Raw genomic sequence first — 18825 nt, 5'->3', positions numbered from 1 at the left:
TCCCCTCCTCGTATTGCTTAAGATACTTTATTTAATTCTATACTTGCAGCAGCAACAAGTATAATAGCTACCACAACACTCGCTATCCAAAACATCACTGTAAAAACACCTGTAAAGAAAGCTTGATAAAACAATGCCCCATAAATTCCACCAATAACAGGCCCAATTACCGGAACCCAAGCATATCCCCAATCGGAGCTTCCTTTACCTGGAATCGGAAGCAGGGCATGTGCAATCCTTGGTCCTAAATCACGTGCCGGGTTAATCGCGTAACCTGTAGGTCCTCCTAAAGACATACCGATCGCAACAATTAACGCACCCACAACAAGCGGGTTTAACCCTTCCGTAAATTGATTGGCACCAATAAATAGCAGACCTAGTAGAAGCGCGAACGTACCAACCATTTCAGTAACAAGGTTTGATAAGGGACTTCGAATTGCTGGCCCTGTTGCAAATACGGCTAACTTCAAGTCCGTCTCCCTCGTCTCTCTCCAATGAGGTAAATAAGCAAAGAAAACGATTATGGCTCCAATTATAGCACCAATCATCTGTCCAGAAATATACGAAAATACATTTTCCCATGGAAATTCTCCAATAGCGGCAAACCCTAAAGTGACAGCTGGATTCAGATGAGCGCCAGAGAAGTTTCCTGCAGCATACACCCCTAAAGTTACCGCAAGTCCCCATCCGAGTGTTACCAGTACCCAACCACCACCAGCACCTTTTGACTTGTTCAAAATATTACTTGCTACAACACCACCACCAAAAATAATGAGAATCATCGTACCAATGAGCTCTGCTAGAAACTCCGACATCCCTTAACCCCCTTTAAAAATAAAATCCCTTAGAACAAGTTATGACAGGCCTTTTAAAAAAATCACACTTAACTGCAACTACTTTCAACACTGCAAAAAAAGCAAGCGAAGACTGTTTTCCCCTTCACTTGCTTTTTGTATATTTATAAAGTTCCCTTATAAAAAAGGTATAAACCTATCTACAGTTACGATTCATTTGATAAATCTTCTCCATTTGACGCAATCACTTTCTTATACCAATTAAATGACTTTTTCTTCGTCCTTTTTAGAGTCCCATTTCCTTCATTGTCACGATCTACATAGATAAAACCATAGCGTTTCTTCATTTCACCAGTACCCGCTGATACTAAATCGATGCACCCCCAGCTTGTATAGCCAAGAAGATCAACACCATCTTCTTCTACCGCATCTTTCATAGCTTGAATATGTGCCGCTAGATACTCAATACGATAATCATCTTCCACATACCCTGATTCATCTGGTATGTCTACTGCACCAAGCCCATTTTCAACAATGAATAAAGGTTTCTGATATCGATCATATAAATCGTTCATTGTAATACGTAAACCTAAAGGATCAATCTGCCAGCCCCATTGACTTGACTGAAGATACGGGTTCTTTACAGTCGGGAACAAGTTACCTGCAGTCTTTTCCACATCAGAATCTTCGGCTGCTGCAACACGTGAAGCATAATAAGAAAATGAAATGAAGTCCACCGTGTGATTTTTTAGGACTTCTAAATCCTCATTTGTCATTTCAACTTCAATACCCTTCCTAGCTAGTTCTTTTAATGCATAGGCAGGATAAGCACCTTTTGATTGCACATCAATAAAAAAGTAATTTTCTCTATCCTTTTTCTTTCCTTCCCAAACATCCTCTGGTCGACAGCTATAAGGATAATAACTAGCCGCCGCTAACATGCACCCGACCTGATTCTCCGGATCTATTTCGTGGGCGATTTTTGTTGCTTCGGCACTTGCAACAAGCTCATGATGAGCTGCTTGATATTTTACTTGCTCCTCATTTTCTCCTTCTTCAAAATAGAGCCCTGCTCCAAGAAATGGTGCATGAAGAATCATGTTGATTTCATTGAAGGTCAACCAGTATTTAACCAAGCCTTTATAACGAGTAAACAATACTCTACATAATCGCTTATAAAAATCGATCAACTTACGATTTCGCCAACCGCCATATTTTTTAATCAAATGCATTGGACAATCAAAGTGTGTAATTGTCACCAATGGTTCAATTCCATATTTATGACATTCTTTAAACAGGTCTTCATAGAATTTCAGACCATCTTCATTCGGCTCAAGTTCATCCCCTTTAGGGAATATGCGGCTCCAAGCAATTGACAGGCGATACGTCTTAAAACCCATTTCTCCAAATAAAGCAATATCTTCTTTATAATGATGATACATATCGATTGCTTCTTTTGCAGGATAAAAATAACCTTCCTCAAAATTTAGCATTTTCTTTTTACCACTTATGATACTTCGGCGATCTGGACCAGTAGGAATTACATCCACATTCGCTAGCCCTCTACCACCTTGGTTAAATCCACCTTCACATTGATTTGCTGCGGTTGCACCGCCCCATAAAAAATCTTCTCTAAATCCCATATTTATACCTCCTACTTCATTACTTTAATAATATCCTCACCAATTTTAATGGGACCATCATTCGTAGTCAGAATATCTCCTACTTCTGCCGAGTTTGTAATTACGACCGGGGTAATCATTTTAAATCCTTTAGATTTAATTCCAGCTAGATCAAACTGTATTAACTTGTCTCCAATTTGAACCTTTTGATCTTTTTCAATGGAATACTCATAACCTTCCCCATTCAGCTGAACCGTATCAATTCCAACATGTATCAACAATTCTATACCCTCTTCACTCGTAATACCAATTGCATGTTTTGAATCAAATATCGCACTAACTGTACCATTCACTGGTGAATGAACGATACCTTCTGATGGTTCAATCGCTACACCTTGCCCTAAAATTTCTTCGGAAAACATGCCGTCATCTACTTGCTTTAAGTTGTGTAAAGTTCCTTCCAAGGGAGAAACAATAGTTGCACCGCTAATATTCAAATCAGACTGGCTATTTGTTGACAATTCCTCAGTTTCAGACGGATCAGACGTATCTTCAGAAACTGGGTCTTTATATAGGAATAAAGTTGCTATAAAGGTTACCACAATACTGATAACCGCTCCAATACATGCAAAATAGAAGAAACTTAGCGTGTCATCTCCAATATAACTAGGTAAAGTTAAAAGACCTGGGGATCCTCCTGAAAAATTACGCACTCTTAAAATCCCCATAAATAACCCACCAACTGCACCACCAATCATTGCAGCATATAAAGGTGTTTTAAATCGTAAGTTGACTCCATACAGGGCAGGCTCTGTAATGCCAAATAGACCTGTCAAGCCCGCAGAATAAGCTAATTGTTTAACCGTACTATCTTTTGATTTAATACCGACACCAATGGCTGCAGCGCCCTGACTCACATTAGAAGCGAGCATTCCCGGGTAAATCACTGTATCATAACCAAGTGTCATACGGTTATTAATCCCAATCGGAACCAGTCCATAGTGTGTACCTGTTGCTACCAACAACGGAGTAAATGTTCCTACCAACAACGGAACGATCCATGGACTAACAGATTCTAATGCTGTAATCCCGTTTGATATGGCATCACTAATTAAATAACCAATTGGTCCTAAAACTACTAGACTTACTGTTCCAACCACAAAAATTGTGATCAATGGTTTACTAAAGAACTTAATCGCCTTAGGTGAAATTCTATCTGCAATAGGTTCAACATAAGACATAAACCATACAGAGAGAATAATCGGAATTACCGAAGAAGAGTACGATACTGCCGAAATAGGAAGTCCGAAAAGCTGAATTGCATCTCCTGTCTCTTTAGCTGCAGTAACCATCGCAACAAAAGTTGGATGAAGTAAAATTCCACCAACCATCATAGCTAAAAACATATTTGCTTTAAACTTTTGCGCAGAAGAGACTGCTAATAATATAGGTAAAAAGTAGAAAGCAGCATCAGCCATGAAATCCACTATCTGATAATTTTGACTGTCCGGTGTCACAACATTAAATACAACTAATAAAGATAAAACTGCTTTTAACATCCCTGCCGCTGTGATCGCAGGAAGAATCGGAGTAAAAATTCCTGTAATAGTATCGATAACTTTTGAAAAAGTTGAACGTTTATCTTCTTCTGCCTTTTCATCTTCCCCATCACTAGAAATATTCGTTTGGTTTATTATCTCTTTATAAACACTACCAACATCACTTCCAATAATGACTTGATATTGTCCACCTTTGTTCACTACCCCCATTACTCCCGGTGTTTTTTTTAAGGTTTCTTCGTTTGGTTTTTGATCATCCTTTAAATTAAATCGAAGACGCGTAGCGCAATGAGTCAAACTTTTGACATTTTTCTCTCCACCAACCTGATCAATGATTTTGTTGGCCAGCTCTTTATAGTTCATCTGATTTAACCTCCATTGTTTATATATCATTAGAATGTTTGTTGTAGATTATAAGAAATAAAAAAATACCTAAATGAACCCCTTTCAAAGGTAGGTTTCATTTAGGTATAGCCTGCAAAAGCAGTAACAATCCTATTCACTCGTTATTCTTTTTATATGAATCGTCAAGTAGATTAGCTCATCTTCTTCTAAATCTCTATCAAACTCCTTTTTTATATATTCTTTTATTTTTAATGCACAGGCATACTCATTTGTATACTTCTCCTTCAACATAAAGATGAAACTGGACATTCCTGCATCATTTAACTTTACATTACTAAACAATCGCTGAAAGAAAAACTTCAAGTGAGTAATAAACCGTTCGTAATTTAGTGAGTATTCATCCAATTCAATGTTGAAATGGTACTTCACAATATTTAGGACGTTTTGGATAACCTTTGCCATTTCAGAAACTCGGCTAACTTCTCCCATATCTAACTCCGCATTTACGATATGCAAAGCAATAAAACCTGCTTCGTCTTCTGGCAAATCAACACCTAGTCGATTTTTTATAATTGATAACGCTTCTTTTCCAATCAAGAACTCATGATTATAAAATCGCTTGATTTCCCAAAGTAGAGCATTCCTGATCTCCATGCCCTCTTTATAGCGCTCAATCGCATAACTAATATGATCGGTCAATGTTAAAAAAATATTTTCACTTAATTCTTTTCCAAGTGAGACTTTCGCAAAGCCGATGACTTCATTTGCTACCTGAATGTGTTCCATCGGAATCGAGGAAAGCATTTGGGTTAATTTATTAACACTCCACTCTTTTGAGTTAAGATACATATTCTCAATTTTAGTTTCATCAATAACATCCCCGGCCTTTTTCTTATAGCCGAGCCCCTTACCCATCACAACAACTTCCTGATCATTCTGATTCCTAGATAATACGATATTATTATTAATCACTTTCAATACTTTCATATAAAAAGTTCCTATTCATTTATTTCTCTTCGATTACAACAAAAAAACAGGTATAGCCCACAATTAAGCGGTAACAATCCTTTAGGACTAGTTTACCATAGCCAATTTTAGATGTCAATTTGCCAGGTATGACCTTGTCTTTAAACAACGCAAAACCCCTCTGGATCGATTTTTATTTGTTTTTTCTTATCCCCTAAATAAGCTTCCTAATCCCGATAATTTTTTTCAGCAGCCGCTTGCACTTCTTCTAGTGACTTACCCATGCCCGCTTCTACAGCTGCCACGAAAGCACCTTCAAGAATTGGGGCTTCTACGACATGGACATTTTTATATTCGTTCATTTCCACTGCTAACTCGGCATTCATCTTAGCACTGCCGATGTCGTAAAATAGGAGAACTCCCTTTTCTCCCTGAACCTCTTCTATCGCCTGCTTTATTTTATCAATATTCGTACCAATTTCTCCTTCTTCCGTTCCGCCTGCTACTCCAATCGAAACAGCTGGTACCATTTGCGTGATGATATCTCGAATCCCTTCCGCTACTTTCGAACTGTGGGAAACGAGCACAATACTTACATTTGCCAATTTTTATTAGTCACCTTCTTTCAACACTTCAACAAGGCTTGAGAAAATATAGAACGATGAAACCGAGCCAGGATCCAAATGACCAATGGAGCGCTCCCGCAAGTAAGCCGCTCTACCTTTCTTCGCCTCAAAGTCTTTCGTCGCTTCCATTGCTTCTTTCGCTACTGATTCAAAGCCTGCTGCATTGAAGCTATTTTGTCCATTCAAGTAATCGACAAGCGGCTCCCAGACATCGACTAGTGTTTTCTCGCCCTTTTCTGCTTTACCTCGCTGCTTTATTCCTGCAAGTGCCTCTGCCAATCCGCTCTTGAACTTCGGAAAATCTAGCGTCTCACTACCTTTTACTGCCATCGATAGCTTTAAAAAAGCTGTACCATATAGCGGACCAGCCGCACCACCAACTTTCGATAGCAAAGTCATAGAGACATCTTTCAATAGATCAGAAACATTATCATAATCAGTGGCAGTAATTTTCGCCTCTACTTCCTGAAAACCACGTGCCATATTAATTCCATGGTCACCATCCCCAATTGCCTGATCCAATTCAGTTAAATACGTTTTATTTTCCTGGATTTTTTCATTTGTTAAAGTCATCCACTTCACTGTATTCGCTACATTTAATTCCATCTTTTCGCCCCCATTTCAGCGCCGGAATGCCGGTGCCTTCGATTTAGCATCCAACAGTTCCTTTAGTTCGTCATCAAGCTTTAATAAAGTTACGGAAACACCCGCCATTTCTAAAGATGTCATGTACTCCCCAACGAATGTGTCATAAATACGGAGGCCCTTACTCGTTAAAAGTTCATTCACTTTTTTATTAACGATGTACAGTTCCATTTCTGGCGTACCTCCTAAGCCATTCACCATAACCGCAACTTCTGAACCTGTTTCAAGCTTAAGATCATCCAGTACCTTTTCCGTAAGTTCTGCAGCAATATCATCGGCACTCGCAATTGTTTTTCTTTCAATACCTGGTTCCCCATGAATACCAATACCAATTTCCATCTCATTTTCTTCTAGCGAAAAGCTCGGTGTTCCAGCAGCTGGTACGGTACACGGCGTAATCGCCATCCCGATGGAACGTACATTTTTGACCGTTTTTTCAGCGACTGCTTTCACCTCAGCAAGTGTTCCGCCCGCTTCAGCCTTTGCACCAGCTAACTTATGGACAAAAACGGTCCCGGCAATCCCTCTGCGACCAGTCGTAAATGAACTATCCTCTACCGCAACATCGTCATTTACAATAACCTGCTCTACACGAATTCCTTCAGCTTCAGCCAGTTCAGCTGCCATGTCAAAGTTCATCACGTCACCCGTATAGTTTTTAATCACGAGCAACACCCCGGCGCCGGCATCAACTGCTTTGATTCCTTCAAGCACTTGGTCTGGAGTAGGCGAAGTAAACACTTCCCCAGCAACCGCAGCATCAAGCATCCCCTCACCGACATAACCAGCGTGGGCCGGCTCATGACCGCTCCCGCCCCCACTAACTAAACCGACCTTATTAGCAGTCGGAGCATCCTTCCTGGCAATAACCGTAGTCCCCGGCAGTAATGTCACATCCTTGGGATAAGCAGCAACAAACCCATCTAACATATCCCTTACAACCAAATTCGGATCATTAATTATCTTCTTCACAACCACTACCTCCTATTCAAAAATAATAACTAACCCCATTGTAGAGCGGGACATGGGGTCAGAGCAAGTGTCCCAGCGTGGGACATAGGGTTGGGACACGGGGTCAGTGTAAATGTCCCAGTACAAAACTTTTACCCAATATGGGCAATAATCCCACGGCAAATCGTATATTTTATATTTAATTCAGCATCCACAATCAATAAGTCCGCATCTTTCCCCACAGTAATACTTCCTTTACGGTCATACACACCGGCTTGTTTTGCAGGGTTGACGGAAGCCATTTGAATAATATCCCGTATTCCAACCCCATCAAGAAGCTTAAACATTTTCTTGACTGCCTCTTGCATCGAAAGAATACTCCCAGCTAGCGTACCATCCGCAAGCACTGCACGGTCCTCGGTCACTTTTACCGGCTGACCACCTAGTTCATAATCGCCTGGAGGAAGCCCCTTCGCACGCATCGCATCCGTAATCAATGTGAGTCGTCCGCTCCCCATATTATGGTATACCAATTGAAGCATTTCATCCGAAACATGGATACCATCCGCAATCAGTTCCGCATGTAATTCTTCCAGTAATAAAGCTGCACCGACCGCTCCAATGTCCCGATGATGAATTCCGTTCATCGCATTACATAAATGCGTCAATTGCCGTACCCCTTGTCGGACAGCTCTTTTAAGCTCTGAAAAAGCTGCATCCGTATGTCCTGCTGAAACCGTAACACCTGTTTCATTTAAATATCGAATGAAATTTCCCTCTGGATCATGTTCAGGCGCAAGAGTTATCATTTTAATCTTATTCCCCGCAAGCTCTTGCCATCTATTGAAAAGTCCCATGTCTGGTTTCTGTATATACTCTACCGGCTGAGCACCAGCTTTCGTTTTTTCTATAAAAGGACCTTCCAGATGCACACCGATTACTTCCGATTTTCCTGGTTTGCTTTTAAAATTTGCGATATTTCGAAGTGCTTGCTCGATTTTTTCAGTTGCTTGCGTAATTGTTGTCGCAAGGAAAGCAGTTGTACCCTCCTTAGGCAAAAATTCAGCCATTGTCTGAAGTGCATCAGGCATCGCGTCCATCACATCTGCCCCTGCTGCTCCGTGAATATGAGTATCAATGAAACCCGGAATAAGATATTCATGCTTAGCATCAATAACTTGTGCTTGCGGCGGAATATCCTCAGCCAACCCATCCTCTGCAACAATCTGCTCAATCAAGCCATCCCGGATAACTACCCTCGCCTCAGGGATGATCTCACTTTCCGTATACACTTGTGCATTCTTAACAACAATCATTTGTAGCTCTCCTTCCTGCTGCGGGACATTGGGGTCAGAGCACTTGTCCCGCCTAGTGGGACAAGTGCTCTGACCCCAATGTCCCGTTCTTCCTATACTAGTGGTCTATACATCCTTACAATTATACATGTTGTCGTCTTTTTGATACAATTAGTGAAGATAAGTAGGGGGGGTTTTTAGTATGATTGATAAAGATTCACCAATCCCAATTTATTATCAATTAGAAGTACGAATCAGGCAATTAATTGAAACGAACGAGCTAAAACCTGGTGATCTATTGCCATCTGAGCGAGAGTTCACAGAGAAATATAATATTAGTCGGATGACTGTAAGACAAGCGATCAACAATCTTGCAAGCGAAGGACTTTTATACCGTCAAAAAGGAAAAGGCACCTTTGTCGCGGAGAATAAGTTCGAACAAGATCTTTCCGGTTTAACTAGTTTCAGTGAAGATATGAAAAGCCGCGGACTCATCCCATCGAATAAACTGATCAGTTTTAAAACTATTTCAGGAAACACCGAGCTTGCCTCTATTTTAAAATTAAATGCAGCGGATACCATTTACGAAATCAAACGAATCCGCCTTGCAAACGATGAACCCGTTGCCCTTGAGACAGTATATACTCCCAAAAAACTTGTCGGGGAAATGACGGAACAAGATGTCACAACCTCATTCTATCACTATTTGGAGAACAAGCTTCAATTGCAAATAGGATACGGCACCCAGAGCATCGAGGCTGCACTCGCCAAAGATGATGAAATCAACCATTTACGCATCAAAGAGGGGAATCCGATATTACTCATGAAACGGACAAGTTATTTACAAGAAGACTTAGAAACCCCTGTTGAATACGTGAAGTCCGCTTACCGTGCAGATAAATATATCTTCCATTTACAGATGAAACGGGAACCCTAAGGTATCCCCGTTTCATCTTTTTTCCGCTATTTTTTATTTCGGATGCTCCTTACCTCATCTGCCACTGCTTGCACCTGGGTACCAACGATAACCTGAACATTGTTTTTCCCAACAATTTGGACGCCCGGCACACCAGTTGCTTTAATTCTAGGCTGATCTACCTGTTGTGCGTCTTTAACTTCCAGCCTGAGCCGCGTCGCACAATTATCAACGGAGAGAACATTTTCATCCCCACCAAGACCTGCGTAAATTTCACGAGCCATCACTGCAAAGCGATCACCTGCACCAGAGGCTGATTCAGTCGCCGCTTCCACAACTTCATCATCATCTTCCCGGCCCGGCGTTTTCATATCGAACTTAACGATTAAGAAACGGAACAAGAAATAATAAATTACCGCAAACACAAGACCCTGCACAATAAGCATCCATGGCTGATTCGCAAGTGGCAACCGCGAACTCAAGAAAAAGTCGATTGCTCCGGCACTGAAACTAAAACCTGCCGTCCAGCCAAAGGCCGATGCAATAAATAAGGATAATCCTGTTAAGGCTGCATGCACAACATACAAGAATGGAGCTAAGAACATGAAGGAAAATTCAATTGGTTCGGTTACACCTGTCAGGAAAGCTGCAAAAGCCGCGGCCATCAGTAGAGAAGCAACTTGTTTTCTTCTTCTCGTTTTAGCCGTATGATACATTGCTAATGTTGCTGCTGGCAAACCAAACATCATAATTGGGAAAAATCCGGCCTGATACATTCCAGTTATCCCTTTTTCCCCTTGACCGGACCAGAAATTAGCAATATCGTTAATCCCAGCCACGTCAAACCAGAATACAGAGTTTAGCGCATGATGCAGTCCAGTTGGAATTAATAGCCGATTAAAGAAGCCATAAAGCCCAGCACCAACAGAACCTAAGTTACTAATTGCCGTACCGAATGCTACTAATCCAGAATAAGCAATTGGCCAGATCAACAAAAAGAGTAAAGACAAAAGAAGCATCGTACCAGCTGTCATTATCGGAACAAGCCGTTTTCCACTAAAGAAAGCGAGCGCATCAGGAAGTTTCGTCTTACTAAATCGATTATACATCGCGGCAGCAATAAGACCTGAAATAATACCGACAAAGACGTTCTCAATATTGGCAAAAGCCGCATTCACACTTTCCGCTTCAATCCCCTGAAGGAGAGCCACATTATCAACAGAAAGCACTGTAGTAACAATCAAAAAGCCTACCAAACCACTAAGCGCTGCAGATCCATCCTTTTCCTTCGCCATACCGACTGCGACACCAACTGCAAATAAAACAGGGAGGAAATCTAAAATAGCACTACCGGCACTAATGAGGAAAGCTGCTACCTTATTCGCCTCACCCCATCCTTCCGGGTCAATCCCGTAACCGATCCCCATCAGGATCGCGGCAGCCGGCAGTACAGCTACAGGGAGCATGAGCGATTTACCAAGGTTTTGTAAATACTTCATCATAATAATCATCCTCTTCTAGAATTTAATGATGATAAAGCTTGTTCTAGGTCATTTTCCTTTCATCTTTCATGTTAGATTAATAAAAAACGAAATATGATAGCGCTGTCATTTAAAAGGAAAATTTAACTTTTGCTACTGCCCTCCCTTCCATCTTCAAACTGATTGGTAGCACGTAAAAAAAGATTTATTCATATTTATTTTATCAAAATACAGTATGGTTGTCTATACAACTATACGTATGCAAATCCATCATTATACCTAAGAAAACAGCTCTTTATGCTTTTTCATTAATTACTCATTATGCTCATCAGCTCCATCCACATTCCCACTAAGAAAAACAGGCGGAGTAATCCCTTTCTCTGCCAGTGAGGCGATAGCTAGTGCGATAACACTATTTATAATCGCGGCTCTTATAATCGTCGAGCTTGGAGCAAGGAGGGACATTGGGGTCAGAGCACTTGTCCCGCCCTAGTGGGACAAGTGCTCTGACCCCAATGTCCCTCCCCATTTCTAAATCCTCGGTTTAATGCTTTCGACAAACTTGGCTGCGGCGCGGGAGAGTGGGACTGTTTTTAAATGGACAATACCGATATACCGGCTCGGAATTTCCTCTTCCAGCAATACTTCATGGACAATACCGCGGTTTAAATACTCACGAGAAAACTCGCGAACAACACAAGATATGCCTAAGTTCCCTTTCGCAAAATCCATAATAAGATCATATGAACCAAGTTCGAATACCGGAGACAGTTCATATCCTCTATCTTTAAAAAACGCATCCACATAATCACGGGAGACCGTATTTTTTTCAAAAGAGATGAGCGGTAGTTCCATTAAATGATCATAGCTGATCCGATGTTTCGAAATCCGTTTATATTTATCTCCGCAAACGAAAATATCATGGATTTCCATACATGGCGTAACTTCAAACTGCTCATCATCAATCGGTAAATTACATACACCGACGTCCGCTTCCCCAGCTTTCAAAAAACCTAATATTTCCGGAGTCGTACCATTTAACACCTTCAGCTTAATACCAGGAAATCGCGCATGAAACTCTTCCAAATAAGGTAATAAAAAATAACGGGAAATTGTATCTCCAACCGCAATTCGCAACTCTCCACGCCGAATTCCCTTATACGCTTGAATCTTATCTTCCGCAACATCAAGAATTCCGAGGGCTGAGCTGACATGCTCCTGCAGCACTTTCCCCTCTGTCGTTAACATAACACCTTTTGGAGTCCGATAAAACAGCTGGACTTCGAGCCCCTTCTCCAGCCGGGAAATTGCTTGGCTCACAGCAGATTGAGTCATAAATAATTCTTTTGCCGCTTGGGAAAAGCTCTTATTTTGACTGACGATCTGAAAAACTCGATATAAATCCAAGTTCTCTATCATATAAACTCTCCTAATACTAGGTATAATAATTATTAATTTTACTTATATCACGAATTACAGGTATAGTAAAGAAGGGAAATCAAAAATTAATAGATATGTACATCATATATTCTCATGAAGATTAGGAGAGATCAGATTGGTAAGAGTAGTAGGTACAACCGCACGTGGACTCAGAGCACCGATTATCAATGAAGGCGATGACCTCGAGGAAATCGTCGTAGAAACCGTCTTACAAGCAGCGGAAGTCGAGGGATTCCAAATTCGGGATCGTGACATCGTTTCCTTGACCGAGTCGATTGTTGCCCGGGCGCAAGGAAATTATGCGAGTATCGAAGCAATTGCTGAAGATACCAAGAGTAAATTTGGCGATAAAACGGTCGGAGTCGTCTTCCCAATCCTCAGCCGGAATCGTTTTTCCAGCATTTTAAGCGGGATTGCCCGCGGGGTTAAAAGAATTGTCCTCATGCTGAGCTATCCAGCCGATGAGGTTGGCAACCATTTAGTCAGCATTGATGACTTAGATGATAAAGGAGTCAATCCGTGGACAGATGTACTAACGGAAAAGGAATTCCGCGAGTTATTCGGAAATTGCAAACATCCATTCACTGGCGTCGATTATATTGAATATTACAGGAGCATTATCGAAGCAGAAGGAATTGAATGCGAGATTATTTTTTCCAATAACGCGAAATCAATCCTAGAGTACACGAAGCATGTCCTCACTTGTGATATCCACTCCCGTCACCGGACGAAACGGATCCTAAAGAAACACGGTGCGGAAACGATTTACGGACTGGATGATATTTTAACAGAACCGATTAATGGCAGTGGTTATAACGAAGCATACGGACTACTCGGTTCTAATAAAGCGACCGAAGAAAGTGTGAAACTCTTCCCGAATAATTGTCAGGAATTAGTAAACGGGATTCAAGCAAAAGTTAAACAAGCTACTGGAAAAACAGTTGAAGTAATGGTGTACGGCGATGGTGCATTCAAGGATCCGGCTGGAAAAATATGGGAACTAGCAGACCCTGTTGTATCCCCAGCTTATACGTTAGGTCTGGAAGGTACACCGAACGAAATCAAATTAAAATATTTAGCTGATAATAACTTTAGTCACCTGCGCGGAGATGAATTAGACGAAGCAGTTGCCGCGTTCATTAATAAAAAGGGTGATGACCTTGTCGGATCTATGGAGGCACAAGGAACAACTCCACGAAAACTAACCGACTTGATCGGCTCTCTATCTGACCTCACGTCAGGCAGCGGTGACAAAGGAACACCTTTTGTCTATATTCAAGGATATTTTGATAACTACACCGATGGAAAGTAATGAATTCAACTTTTGCACTGGCAAATTTCCTATCACTGCACGGAGAAGATTTTAAATAATACTGTTGACGGCTATAATAAACGGACAGCTTCACTGCTCGAATTAGAGTTGTTTTCAAGTGTTGATTAGATCTCTCTGACCAAACGAGCTGGAATCAGGAGGCGCAAAAGGGTGATCAATAAAACATCCCTATTTATCCGAACGAAATCGAATTTAGCCAATTCGATTAATTAGAGCACTACTAATCGACTGAATGAAGGCTATTCTAGCTCGTTCGGGTGATTAGGACCCTTATAATCGACCGAACGAAGGAAAGTCTAACTCATTCGAGTAATTAAGACATCTCTAATCGACCGAACGAAATCTAACCTAATTCAAACGGACGATTAAAGATTAAAACGCCCCTATTCACTCGGCTAAATGTAGTCATCCACAGTATCATTACCATACAGTTCCCAAAGCAATTACAAAAAACGGGTCGCCAAGGAAAATTTTCACTTGGGGACCCGTTTCTATTCAACTTCCCGGCGAAGCGGCAGCTGCTGATTGATCTGCTTTCACGCAATCAATCGCGACAACGAGGGCAATCATCAGGTTTTCTTCGGATTCATCACTTATTTTAACTTGGTAACTATCGCCCCAAGTAAACCATTTTTTCTTCACTTCTCCAATAAACGCTCCGTGCTGATACACTTCAAAATCCATGCCCCACCAATCTCCTGTCACCTCTAAGCCAATCGCATCAATCGAATAGCGCGGTTTAAAAAAAGAAAATTCCTTTTTTATCGTAATGACTTCTTCACCGGCAACAGCAATGGTGAACTTCGGCATCCAGGTAAGCATTCGCTTCGTAATTCGGGCGACTTCCGCTTCTCTCTCATCCTTAATCGTATAGACTTTCGGGATTTTCATGAAGCTACCCTCTACGGTATATACATCCCGTTCATCTGCATCTTTTACCGTAAACCTGCCGCTTAAGCTAAGTATTTTTTGCTTTATATACAGTTCCTTCATAAGGTATCCTCACACTTCTTCGCCAGTTTAAAATTCTTCATACTCAGCTGGATCTTGGTTTTTCATTCTCCCGTCCGGACGACTCAATTCGCCGATCTTATTCATTTCTTCCTGTGATAATTCAAAATCAAAGATAGCAAGATTCTCCCGCTGACGAACCGGTGAAGTCGATCTTGGAATAGCAACCGATCCCAACTGATAATGCCAGCGCAGAATAACTTGAGATACGGACTTATTATGGCGTGACGCAATTGCCGTTAGAATATCGTTATCAAGCACGTTGTTTACACGTGCAAGTGGACTCCAGGATTGTGTCTGAACATCATTTTCTTCATGCCACTTCCGCTGCTCCTTCTGATTGAAGAACGGGTGCAATTCAATCTGGTTCACACTTGGCTTCACACCGGTTTCTTTTTCCAGCCGTTCAATATGTTCAGGCAGGAAATTACTCGTTCCAATTGAACGAACCAAGCCCCATCTTTTTGCATCAATTAACGCCTGCCAAGCTTCGACATACACGTCCTGCTTCGGATTCGGCCAGTGGATGAGGTATAAATCATAATAATCGAGATTCGCCCGGTACAAGGACTCTTGAATCGTCTGCACGGCCAAATCGTATTGATGGTATCTCCCTGGCAGCTTCGACGTGATGATTAAATCTTGACGCTGTACACCAGTTTTACGGACAGCTTCCCCAACTGTACCTTCGTTTTCATAGTTATAAGCGCTATCAAGCAGACGATACCCATTGTCTATCGCACTTATAATCGACCGGACCCCAGCGTTACCATTCATTTTATACGTCCCTAGTCCAATTGCCGGGATTGATAGTCCATCATTTAATGTAATTTCAGGAATCGATCTAATCATGTAAAACATCTCCTTTTCTATTGATTTCTCCATTTAAATGAGTGATTAAATTTAGTATAACACACTCACCGACCGGAATTCTGTTCCTTCCTTCTCCAACAGTCTATAATAGATCTAATGAAAGTCATCAGGGAAGAGAGGTGTTTCGGATGGTTGGTATGGGATACCGAACGATTAAAACAGCAGTCGGTGCAGGTATTGCGATGTGGTTTGCAAGTCTTGTTGACATTCAATTTGCAACCTTTGCAGCGATTCTTGTCATTATGTGTATTGAACGGACGAAAAAACGAACCATCTACACGATTAAGGATAAATTTTTCGCTTGTCTTCTTTCACTCGTTCTCGGTATGGTGGTCTTTGAATTATTAGGTTATCACCCGATTGTATTTGCGATTTTCATTCTTCTGTTTATACCGATCTTAATGAAAGCGCGGATTCAAAACGGATTTATCACAAGCATGGTTGTCCTCTCCCATATTTATATGATTGGAAATGCAAGTTTTGAAGTTTTCTTCCATGAACTATTTATCATTCTCACCGGGATTGGAATTGCATTCATTGTAAACAGTGTTATGCCGAGTATGAGAAAAGACATTGATAGGTTCAAATATGAAATTGAAGAAAAGTATGCAAAAATCCTCTATGAATTCCATGCTTTCTTAAAAGATAATCACCGGAATTGGGACGGACAAGAGATTAATGAAGCGGAAGAAATTATTAATCAAGCGAAATCGATGGCCATCCAAGATATTGAAAACAATTTATTACAAGAAAAAAGAACAGACTATCATTATTTCAGATTGCGCGAAGAACAGCTCGCCATATTGCGACAAATGCTGCCAATTATAGGCATCGTTTCCCTCTCAGAGATCCATGTGGAACAACGCGAAATGGTTGCCGACCTATTATTGAACATTAGCGAAAACGTCCGCACGAAGAACATTGATCCTGTTCTCGAAAAGTTAGAGTCTTACGAAGAAATTTTCCGTGAAAATGAACTACCAAAGACAAGAGAAGAATTCGAAGTGCGGGCCAATCTCTTTTACTTGCTTTTTGAAATTAAGAATTATTTGCTAGTGAAGAAGAAAGTGATGCGGCAACGCGAACCTTTTTCTAATCGCGCAGGTGTACGAGTGTAAAGTCTAAGTAAAAAACAAAGAACAAGATTGAATTTGGAGGAAATGAATCATGAAATTGACAGAGATCACCATCCGCCATTTACAAATGAAATTAAAATCTCCTTTTGCAACAAGTTTCGGAACGCTAGAAAATCGTGACTTTCTACTGCTAGAGGCAAAAGACGAAAGTGGAACGATTGGTTGGGGAGAATCGGTCGCCTTCCGTGCCCCCTGGTACACCGAAGAAACGATGATGACGAACTGGCATATGCTTGAGGATTTTCTTATTCCACTCCTCCTCAATAAAGAATTGCAGCACCCGGATGAAGTGCGTGACACTTTTTCCCCCATCCGGAAAAATAATATGGCAAAATCCGCGATTGAAGGTGCAGTTTGGGATATCTATGCCCAGCAAACGAACCAATCTCTTGCAGCGGCACTTGGCGGGAAGAGTGAACAGATTGAGGTTGGCATCAGTATTGGCATTCAGCCTACTACCGATGACTTGATCCAATTGGTTCATGGATATGTGAAAGAAGGCTATAAGCGTATGAAAGTGAAAATCAAGCCTGGTAAAGATGTCGAAGTAATCCGGGCGTTACGCGAACACTTCCCTGATTTGCCGATTATGGCAGATGCTAATTCAGCTTATTCATTAAAGGATCTTGATACGTTAAAACAACTTGATGAATTTAATCTCATGATGATTGAACAACCACTCGCTTCTGACGATATTATCGACCATGCCAAGCTGCAAAAAGAGCTGGAAACTCCGATTTGCTTAGATGAAAGCATCAATTCGTTGGAAGATGCACGAAAAGCGGTGGAACTCGGAAGTACGAAAGTTATAAACGTGAAGATTGGCCGTGTTGGCGGATTATCTGAAGCGAAAAAAATCCATGATTACTGTGCGGAGAAAGGTATCTCTGTCTGGTGCGGCGGGATGCTTGAATCAGGAATTGGCCGGGCCCATAATATTGCGCTAACATCGCTGCCGAATTTCACCTTGCCTGGTGACACATCCGGCTCCGACCGCTATTGGGAAAAAGATATTATCGCACCAGAAGTTATCGCGAATAACGGTTATATTACGGTTCCTAAGAAAGCTGGCATCGGATATGAAATCGACCGGGAAGCAGTTGATGCATTCACGTTCAGTAAGAAACATTATCGTTAAATTGAGAGCGAACGTTTTTCTTGTCGGTATTTAGGGAACGATTGAATATAGGTAATTTCGCTTCCCCATATAATCGACAACAATGAAAAAGGAGTGTTTCCTAAGTGACGACGTATAATAAACTTGTCCGCGACGGTATTCCGTCAATATTGGAACAAAACGGTCAAGCCTTCAATACCGAAACCCTTAACCAGGATCGTTATATTATGGAGCTAAAAAAGAAACTGAATGAAGAAGTGATGGAATATCAAGATGCAGCAAATGACGAAGATGCATTAGAGGAACTTGCTGATATCCTCGAAGTCATGCAGGCCCTTGTCGGTATCCACGACACCACGATGGAAGATGTAGAAAAACGTCGGGCCAAAAAGGCAGAGGAATGTGGCGGGTTTGAAGAGAAGATTTATTTGGTTGATGTGGAGGAGAAATAGCGATGAGGTACTTAGACTTTCCCTAAGTGCCTCATTTTAACATGCCTTTTTTCCGGACTGCTCGAGCTTCCTCGCCCGGACATTCCCCTTATATATAAATTTCCCTGTCCAAAGAAAAGCACCAGTATCGCAAGCAAACCTGTACCAGTCAGAAAAGAGATGAGTGCACCTTCAATCGTCCCAATTCTCCGACCCAGTGAGGCGTTGACGGACGATTGACTGCCTACTAAAAGCCCACCCATCATCATACTCATTTGCTTTAC

Annotated in this window: 19 protein-coding genes; 5 read left to right on the top strand and 14 right to left on the bottom strand. The window is 41.3% G+C overall.

Going from position 1 to position 18825, the window contains the following annotated elements; translation table 11 throughout:
• Positions 1-17: 17 nt before the first annotated feature.
• The 8 genes from WKU33_RS00515 to nagA all read right to left on the bottom strand — a co-directional run bounded on the left by WKU33_RS00515 (position 18) and on the right by nagA (position 8824).
• On the bottom strand, positions 18-815 hold the full coding sequence (locus WKU33_RS00515) for an MIP/aquaporin family protein (protein WP_340452718.1): 798 nt from the start codon (positions 813-815) through the stop codon (positions 18-20).
• A 185-nt stretch (positions 816-1000) separates the two neighbouring features.
• Complete coding sequence (locus WKU33_RS00510; RefSeq protein ID WP_340452716.1) at positions 1001-2437, bottom strand: 6-phospho-beta-glucosidase; 1437 nt, start codon at positions 2435-2437, stop codon at positions 1001-1003.
• An 11-nt stretch (positions 2438-2448) separates the two neighbouring features.
• Positions 2449-4338: a beta-glucoside-specific PTS transporter subunit IIABC gene (locus tag WKU33_RS00505; protein WP_340452714.1), complete on the bottom strand. Its 1890-nt coding sequence runs from the start codon at positions 4336-4338 to the stop codon at positions 2449-2451.
• Positions 4339-4470: 132 nt separating this feature from the next.
• A complete protein-coding gene (gene licT, locus WKU33_RS00500; RefSeq protein ID WP_340452713.1) occupies positions 4471-5307 on the bottom strand; it encodes a BglG family transcription antiterminator LicT in 837 nt (278 codons plus the stop codon).
• A 206-nt stretch (positions 5308-5513) separates the two neighbouring features.
• Positions 5514-5891 (bottom strand): dihydroxyacetone kinase phosphoryl donor subunit DhaM, encoded by a 378-nt coding sequence (dhaM, locus tag WKU33_RS00495; protein WP_156856176.1) that lies wholly within the window; start codon positions 5889-5891, stop codon positions 5514-5516.
• Between the two features lie 6 nt (positions 5892-5897).
• On the bottom strand, positions 5898-6518 hold the full coding sequence (gene dhaL, locus WKU33_RS00490; protein ID WP_340452710.1) for a dihydroxyacetone kinase subunit DhaL: 621 nt from the start codon (positions 6516-6518) through the stop codon (positions 5898-5900).
• Positions 6519-6533: 15 nt separating this feature from the next.
• Positions 6534-7529, bottom strand: coding sequence for a dihydroxyacetone kinase subunit DhaK (gene dhaK, locus WKU33_RS00485; RefSeq protein WP_340452708.1), 996 nt, complete (start codon positions 7527-7529; stop codon positions 6534-6536).
• Positions 7530-7660: 131 nt separating this feature from the next.
• A complete protein-coding gene (gene nagA, locus WKU33_RS00480) occupies positions 7661-8824 on the bottom strand; it encodes an N-acetylglucosamine-6-phosphate deacetylase (protein WP_340452706.1) in 1164 nt (387 codons plus the stop codon).
• Between the two features lie 181 nt (positions 8825-9005).
• Between nagA and WKU33_RS00475 the strand changes: the two genes are divergently transcribed.
• Positions 9006-9740 (top strand): GntR family transcriptional regulator, encoded by a 735-nt coding sequence (locus WKU33_RS00475; protein WP_340452704.1) that lies wholly within the window; start codon positions 9006-9008, stop codon positions 9738-9740.
• Positions 9741-9766: 26 nt separating this feature from the next.
• On the opposite strand, the gene nagE is transcribed toward WKU33_RS00475, so the two are convergent.
• From nagE to WKU33_RS00460, 3 genes are all read right to left on the bottom strand, one after another.
• Positions 9767-11221 carry an N-acetylglucosamine-specific PTS transporter subunit IIBC gene (gene nagE / locus WKU33_RS00470; protein WP_340452702.1) on the bottom strand — a complete coding sequence of 485 codons (1455 nt, stop codon included), beginning with the start codon at positions 11219-11221 and terminating at the stop codon, positions 9767-9769.
• Positions 11222-11512: 291 nt separating this feature from the next.
• A complete protein-coding gene (locus WKU33_RS00465; RefSeq protein ID WP_340452701.1) occupies positions 11513-11665 on the bottom strand; it encodes a hypothetical protein in 153 nt (50 codons plus the stop codon).
• A gap of 66 nt (positions 11666-11731) precedes the next feature.
• Positions 11732-12619: a LysR family transcriptional regulator gene (locus tag WKU33_RS00460; RefSeq protein WP_340452699.1), complete on the bottom strand. Its 888-nt coding sequence runs from the start codon at positions 12617-12619 to the stop codon at positions 11732-11734.
• A gap of 136 nt (positions 12620-12755) precedes the next feature.
• On the opposite strand from WKU33_RS00460, the gene WKU33_RS00455 reads away from it, so the two are divergent.
• Positions 12756-13952 carry a coenzyme F420-0:L-glutamate ligase gene (locus WKU33_RS00455; protein WP_340452698.1) on the top strand — a complete coding sequence of 399 codons (1197 nt, stop codon included), beginning with the start codon at positions 12756-12758 and terminating at the stop codon, positions 13950-13952.
• A 516-nt stretch (positions 13953-14468) separates the two neighbouring features.
• Here the strand turns inward: WKU33_RS00455 and WKU33_RS00450 are convergent.
• Complete coding sequence (locus WKU33_RS00450) at positions 14469-14966, bottom strand: LURP-one-related/scramblase family protein (protein WP_156856165.1); 498 nt, start codon at positions 14964-14966, stop codon at positions 14469-14471.
• Between the two features lie 27 nt (positions 14967-14993).
• The gene (locus tag WKU33_RS00445; protein ID WP_336252678.1) at positions 14994-15836 is read right to left on the bottom strand and encodes an aldo/keto reductase; all 843 of its coding nucleotides are present in this window, start codon (positions 15834-15836) and stop codon (positions 14994-14996) included.
• Positions 15837-15985: 149 nt separating this feature from the next.
• Here WKU33_RS00445 and WKU33_RS00440 point away from each other — a divergent pair, with 149 nt between their 5' ends.
• The 3 genes from WKU33_RS00440 to WKU33_RS00430 all read left to right on the top strand — a co-directional run bounded on the left by WKU33_RS00440 (position 15986) and on the right by WKU33_RS00430 (position 18562).
• Positions 15986-16975 (top strand): aromatic acid exporter family protein, encoded by a 990-nt coding sequence (locus WKU33_RS00440; RefSeq protein ID WP_156856163.1) that lies wholly within the window; start codon positions 15986-15988, stop codon positions 16973-16975.
• 49 nt (positions 16976-17024) lie between these two features.
• The gene (gene menC / locus WKU33_RS00435; protein WP_188855903.1) at positions 17025-18131 is read left to right on the top strand and encodes an o-succinylbenzoate synthase; all 1107 of its coding nucleotides are present in this window, start codon (positions 17025-17027) and stop codon (positions 18129-18131) included.
• Positions 18132-18235: 104 nt separating this feature from the next.
• Positions 18236-18562, top strand: a complete 327-nt coding sequence (locus WKU33_RS00430; protein WP_188855904.1) for a nucleoside triphosphate pyrophosphohydrolase — start codon at positions 18236-18238, stop codon at positions 18560-18562.
• An 11-nt stretch (positions 18563-18573) separates the two neighbouring features.
• Here WKU33_RS00430 and WKU33_RS00425 read toward each other — a convergent pair whose 3' ends face one another.
• Complete coding sequence (locus tag WKU33_RS00425; protein ID WP_188855905.1) at positions 18574-18816, bottom strand: DMT family transporter; 243 nt, start codon at positions 18814-18816, stop codon at positions 18574-18576.
• Between the last annotated feature and the right edge of the window lie 9 nt (positions 18817-18825).

This window comes from Oceanobacillus sp. HCA-5259, from assembly GCF_037892815.1.
Taxonomy (GTDB): Bacteria; Bacillota; Bacilli; order Bacillales; family Amphibacillaceae; genus Oceanobacillus; species Oceanobacillus indicireducens.
This window is presented reverse-complemented; position numbering and strand designations above follow the sequence as displayed.

Excerpts from the sequence above, each read along its gene's own strand:
- WKU33_RS00515 (WP_340452718.1), bottom strand. The coding sequence starts at position 815 with ATGTCGGAGTTTCTAGCAGAGCTCATTGGTACGATGATTCTCATTATT.
- WKU33_RS00510 (WP_340452716.1), bottom strand. The coding sequence starts at position 2,437 with ATGGGATTTAGAGAAGATTTTTTATGGGGCGGTGCAACCGCAGCAAAT.
- WKU33_RS00505 (WP_340452714.1), bottom strand. The coding sequence starts at position 4,338 with ATGAACTATAAAGAGCTGGCCAACAAAATCATTGATCAGGTTGGTGGA.
- licT (WP_340452713.1), bottom strand. The coding sequence starts at position 5,307 with ATGAAAGTATTGAAAGTGATTAATAATAATATCGTATTATCTAGGAAT.
- dhaL (WP_340452710.1), bottom strand. The coding sequence starts at position 6,518 with ATGGAATTAAATGTAGCGAATACAGTGAAGTGGATGACTTTAACAAAT.
- nagA (WP_340452706.1), bottom strand. The coding sequence starts at position 8,824 with ATGATTGTTGTTAAGAATGCACAAGTGTATACGGAAAGTGAGATCATC.
- WKU33_RS00475 (WP_340452704.1), top strand. The coding sequence starts at position 9,006 with ATGATTGATAAAGATTCACCAATCCCAATTTATTATCAATTAGAAGTA.
- nagE (WP_340452702.1), bottom strand. The coding sequence starts at position 11,221 with ATGATGAAGTATTTACAAAACCTTGGTAAATCGCTCATGCTCCCTGTA.
- WKU33_RS00465 (WP_340452701.1), bottom strand. The coding sequence starts at position 11,665 with ATGTCCCTCCTTGCTCCAAGCTCGACGATTATAAGAGCCGCGATTATA.
- WKU33_RS00460 (WP_340452699.1), bottom strand. The coding sequence starts at position 12,619 with ATGATAGAGAACTTGGATTTATATCGAGTTTTTCAGATCGTCAGTCAA.
- WKU33_RS00450 (WP_156856165.1), bottom strand. The coding sequence starts at position 14,966 with ATGAAGGAACTGTATATAAAGCAAAAAATACTTAGCTTAAGCGGCAGG.
- WKU33_RS00445 (WP_336252678.1), bottom strand. The coding sequence starts at position 15,836 with ATGATTAGATCGATTCCTGAAATTACATTAAATGATGGACTATCAATC.
- WKU33_RS00440 (WP_156856163.1), top strand. The coding sequence starts at position 15,986 with ATGGTTGGTATGGGATACCGAACGATTAAAACAGCAGTCGGTGCAGGT.
- menC (WP_188855903.1), top strand. The coding sequence starts at position 17,025 with ATGAAATTGACAGAGATCACCATCCGCCATTTACAAATGAAATTAAAA.
- WKU33_RS00425 (WP_188855905.1), bottom strand. The coding sequence starts at position 18,816 with ATGAGTATGATGATGGGTGGGCTTTTAGTAGGCAGTCAATCGTCCGTC.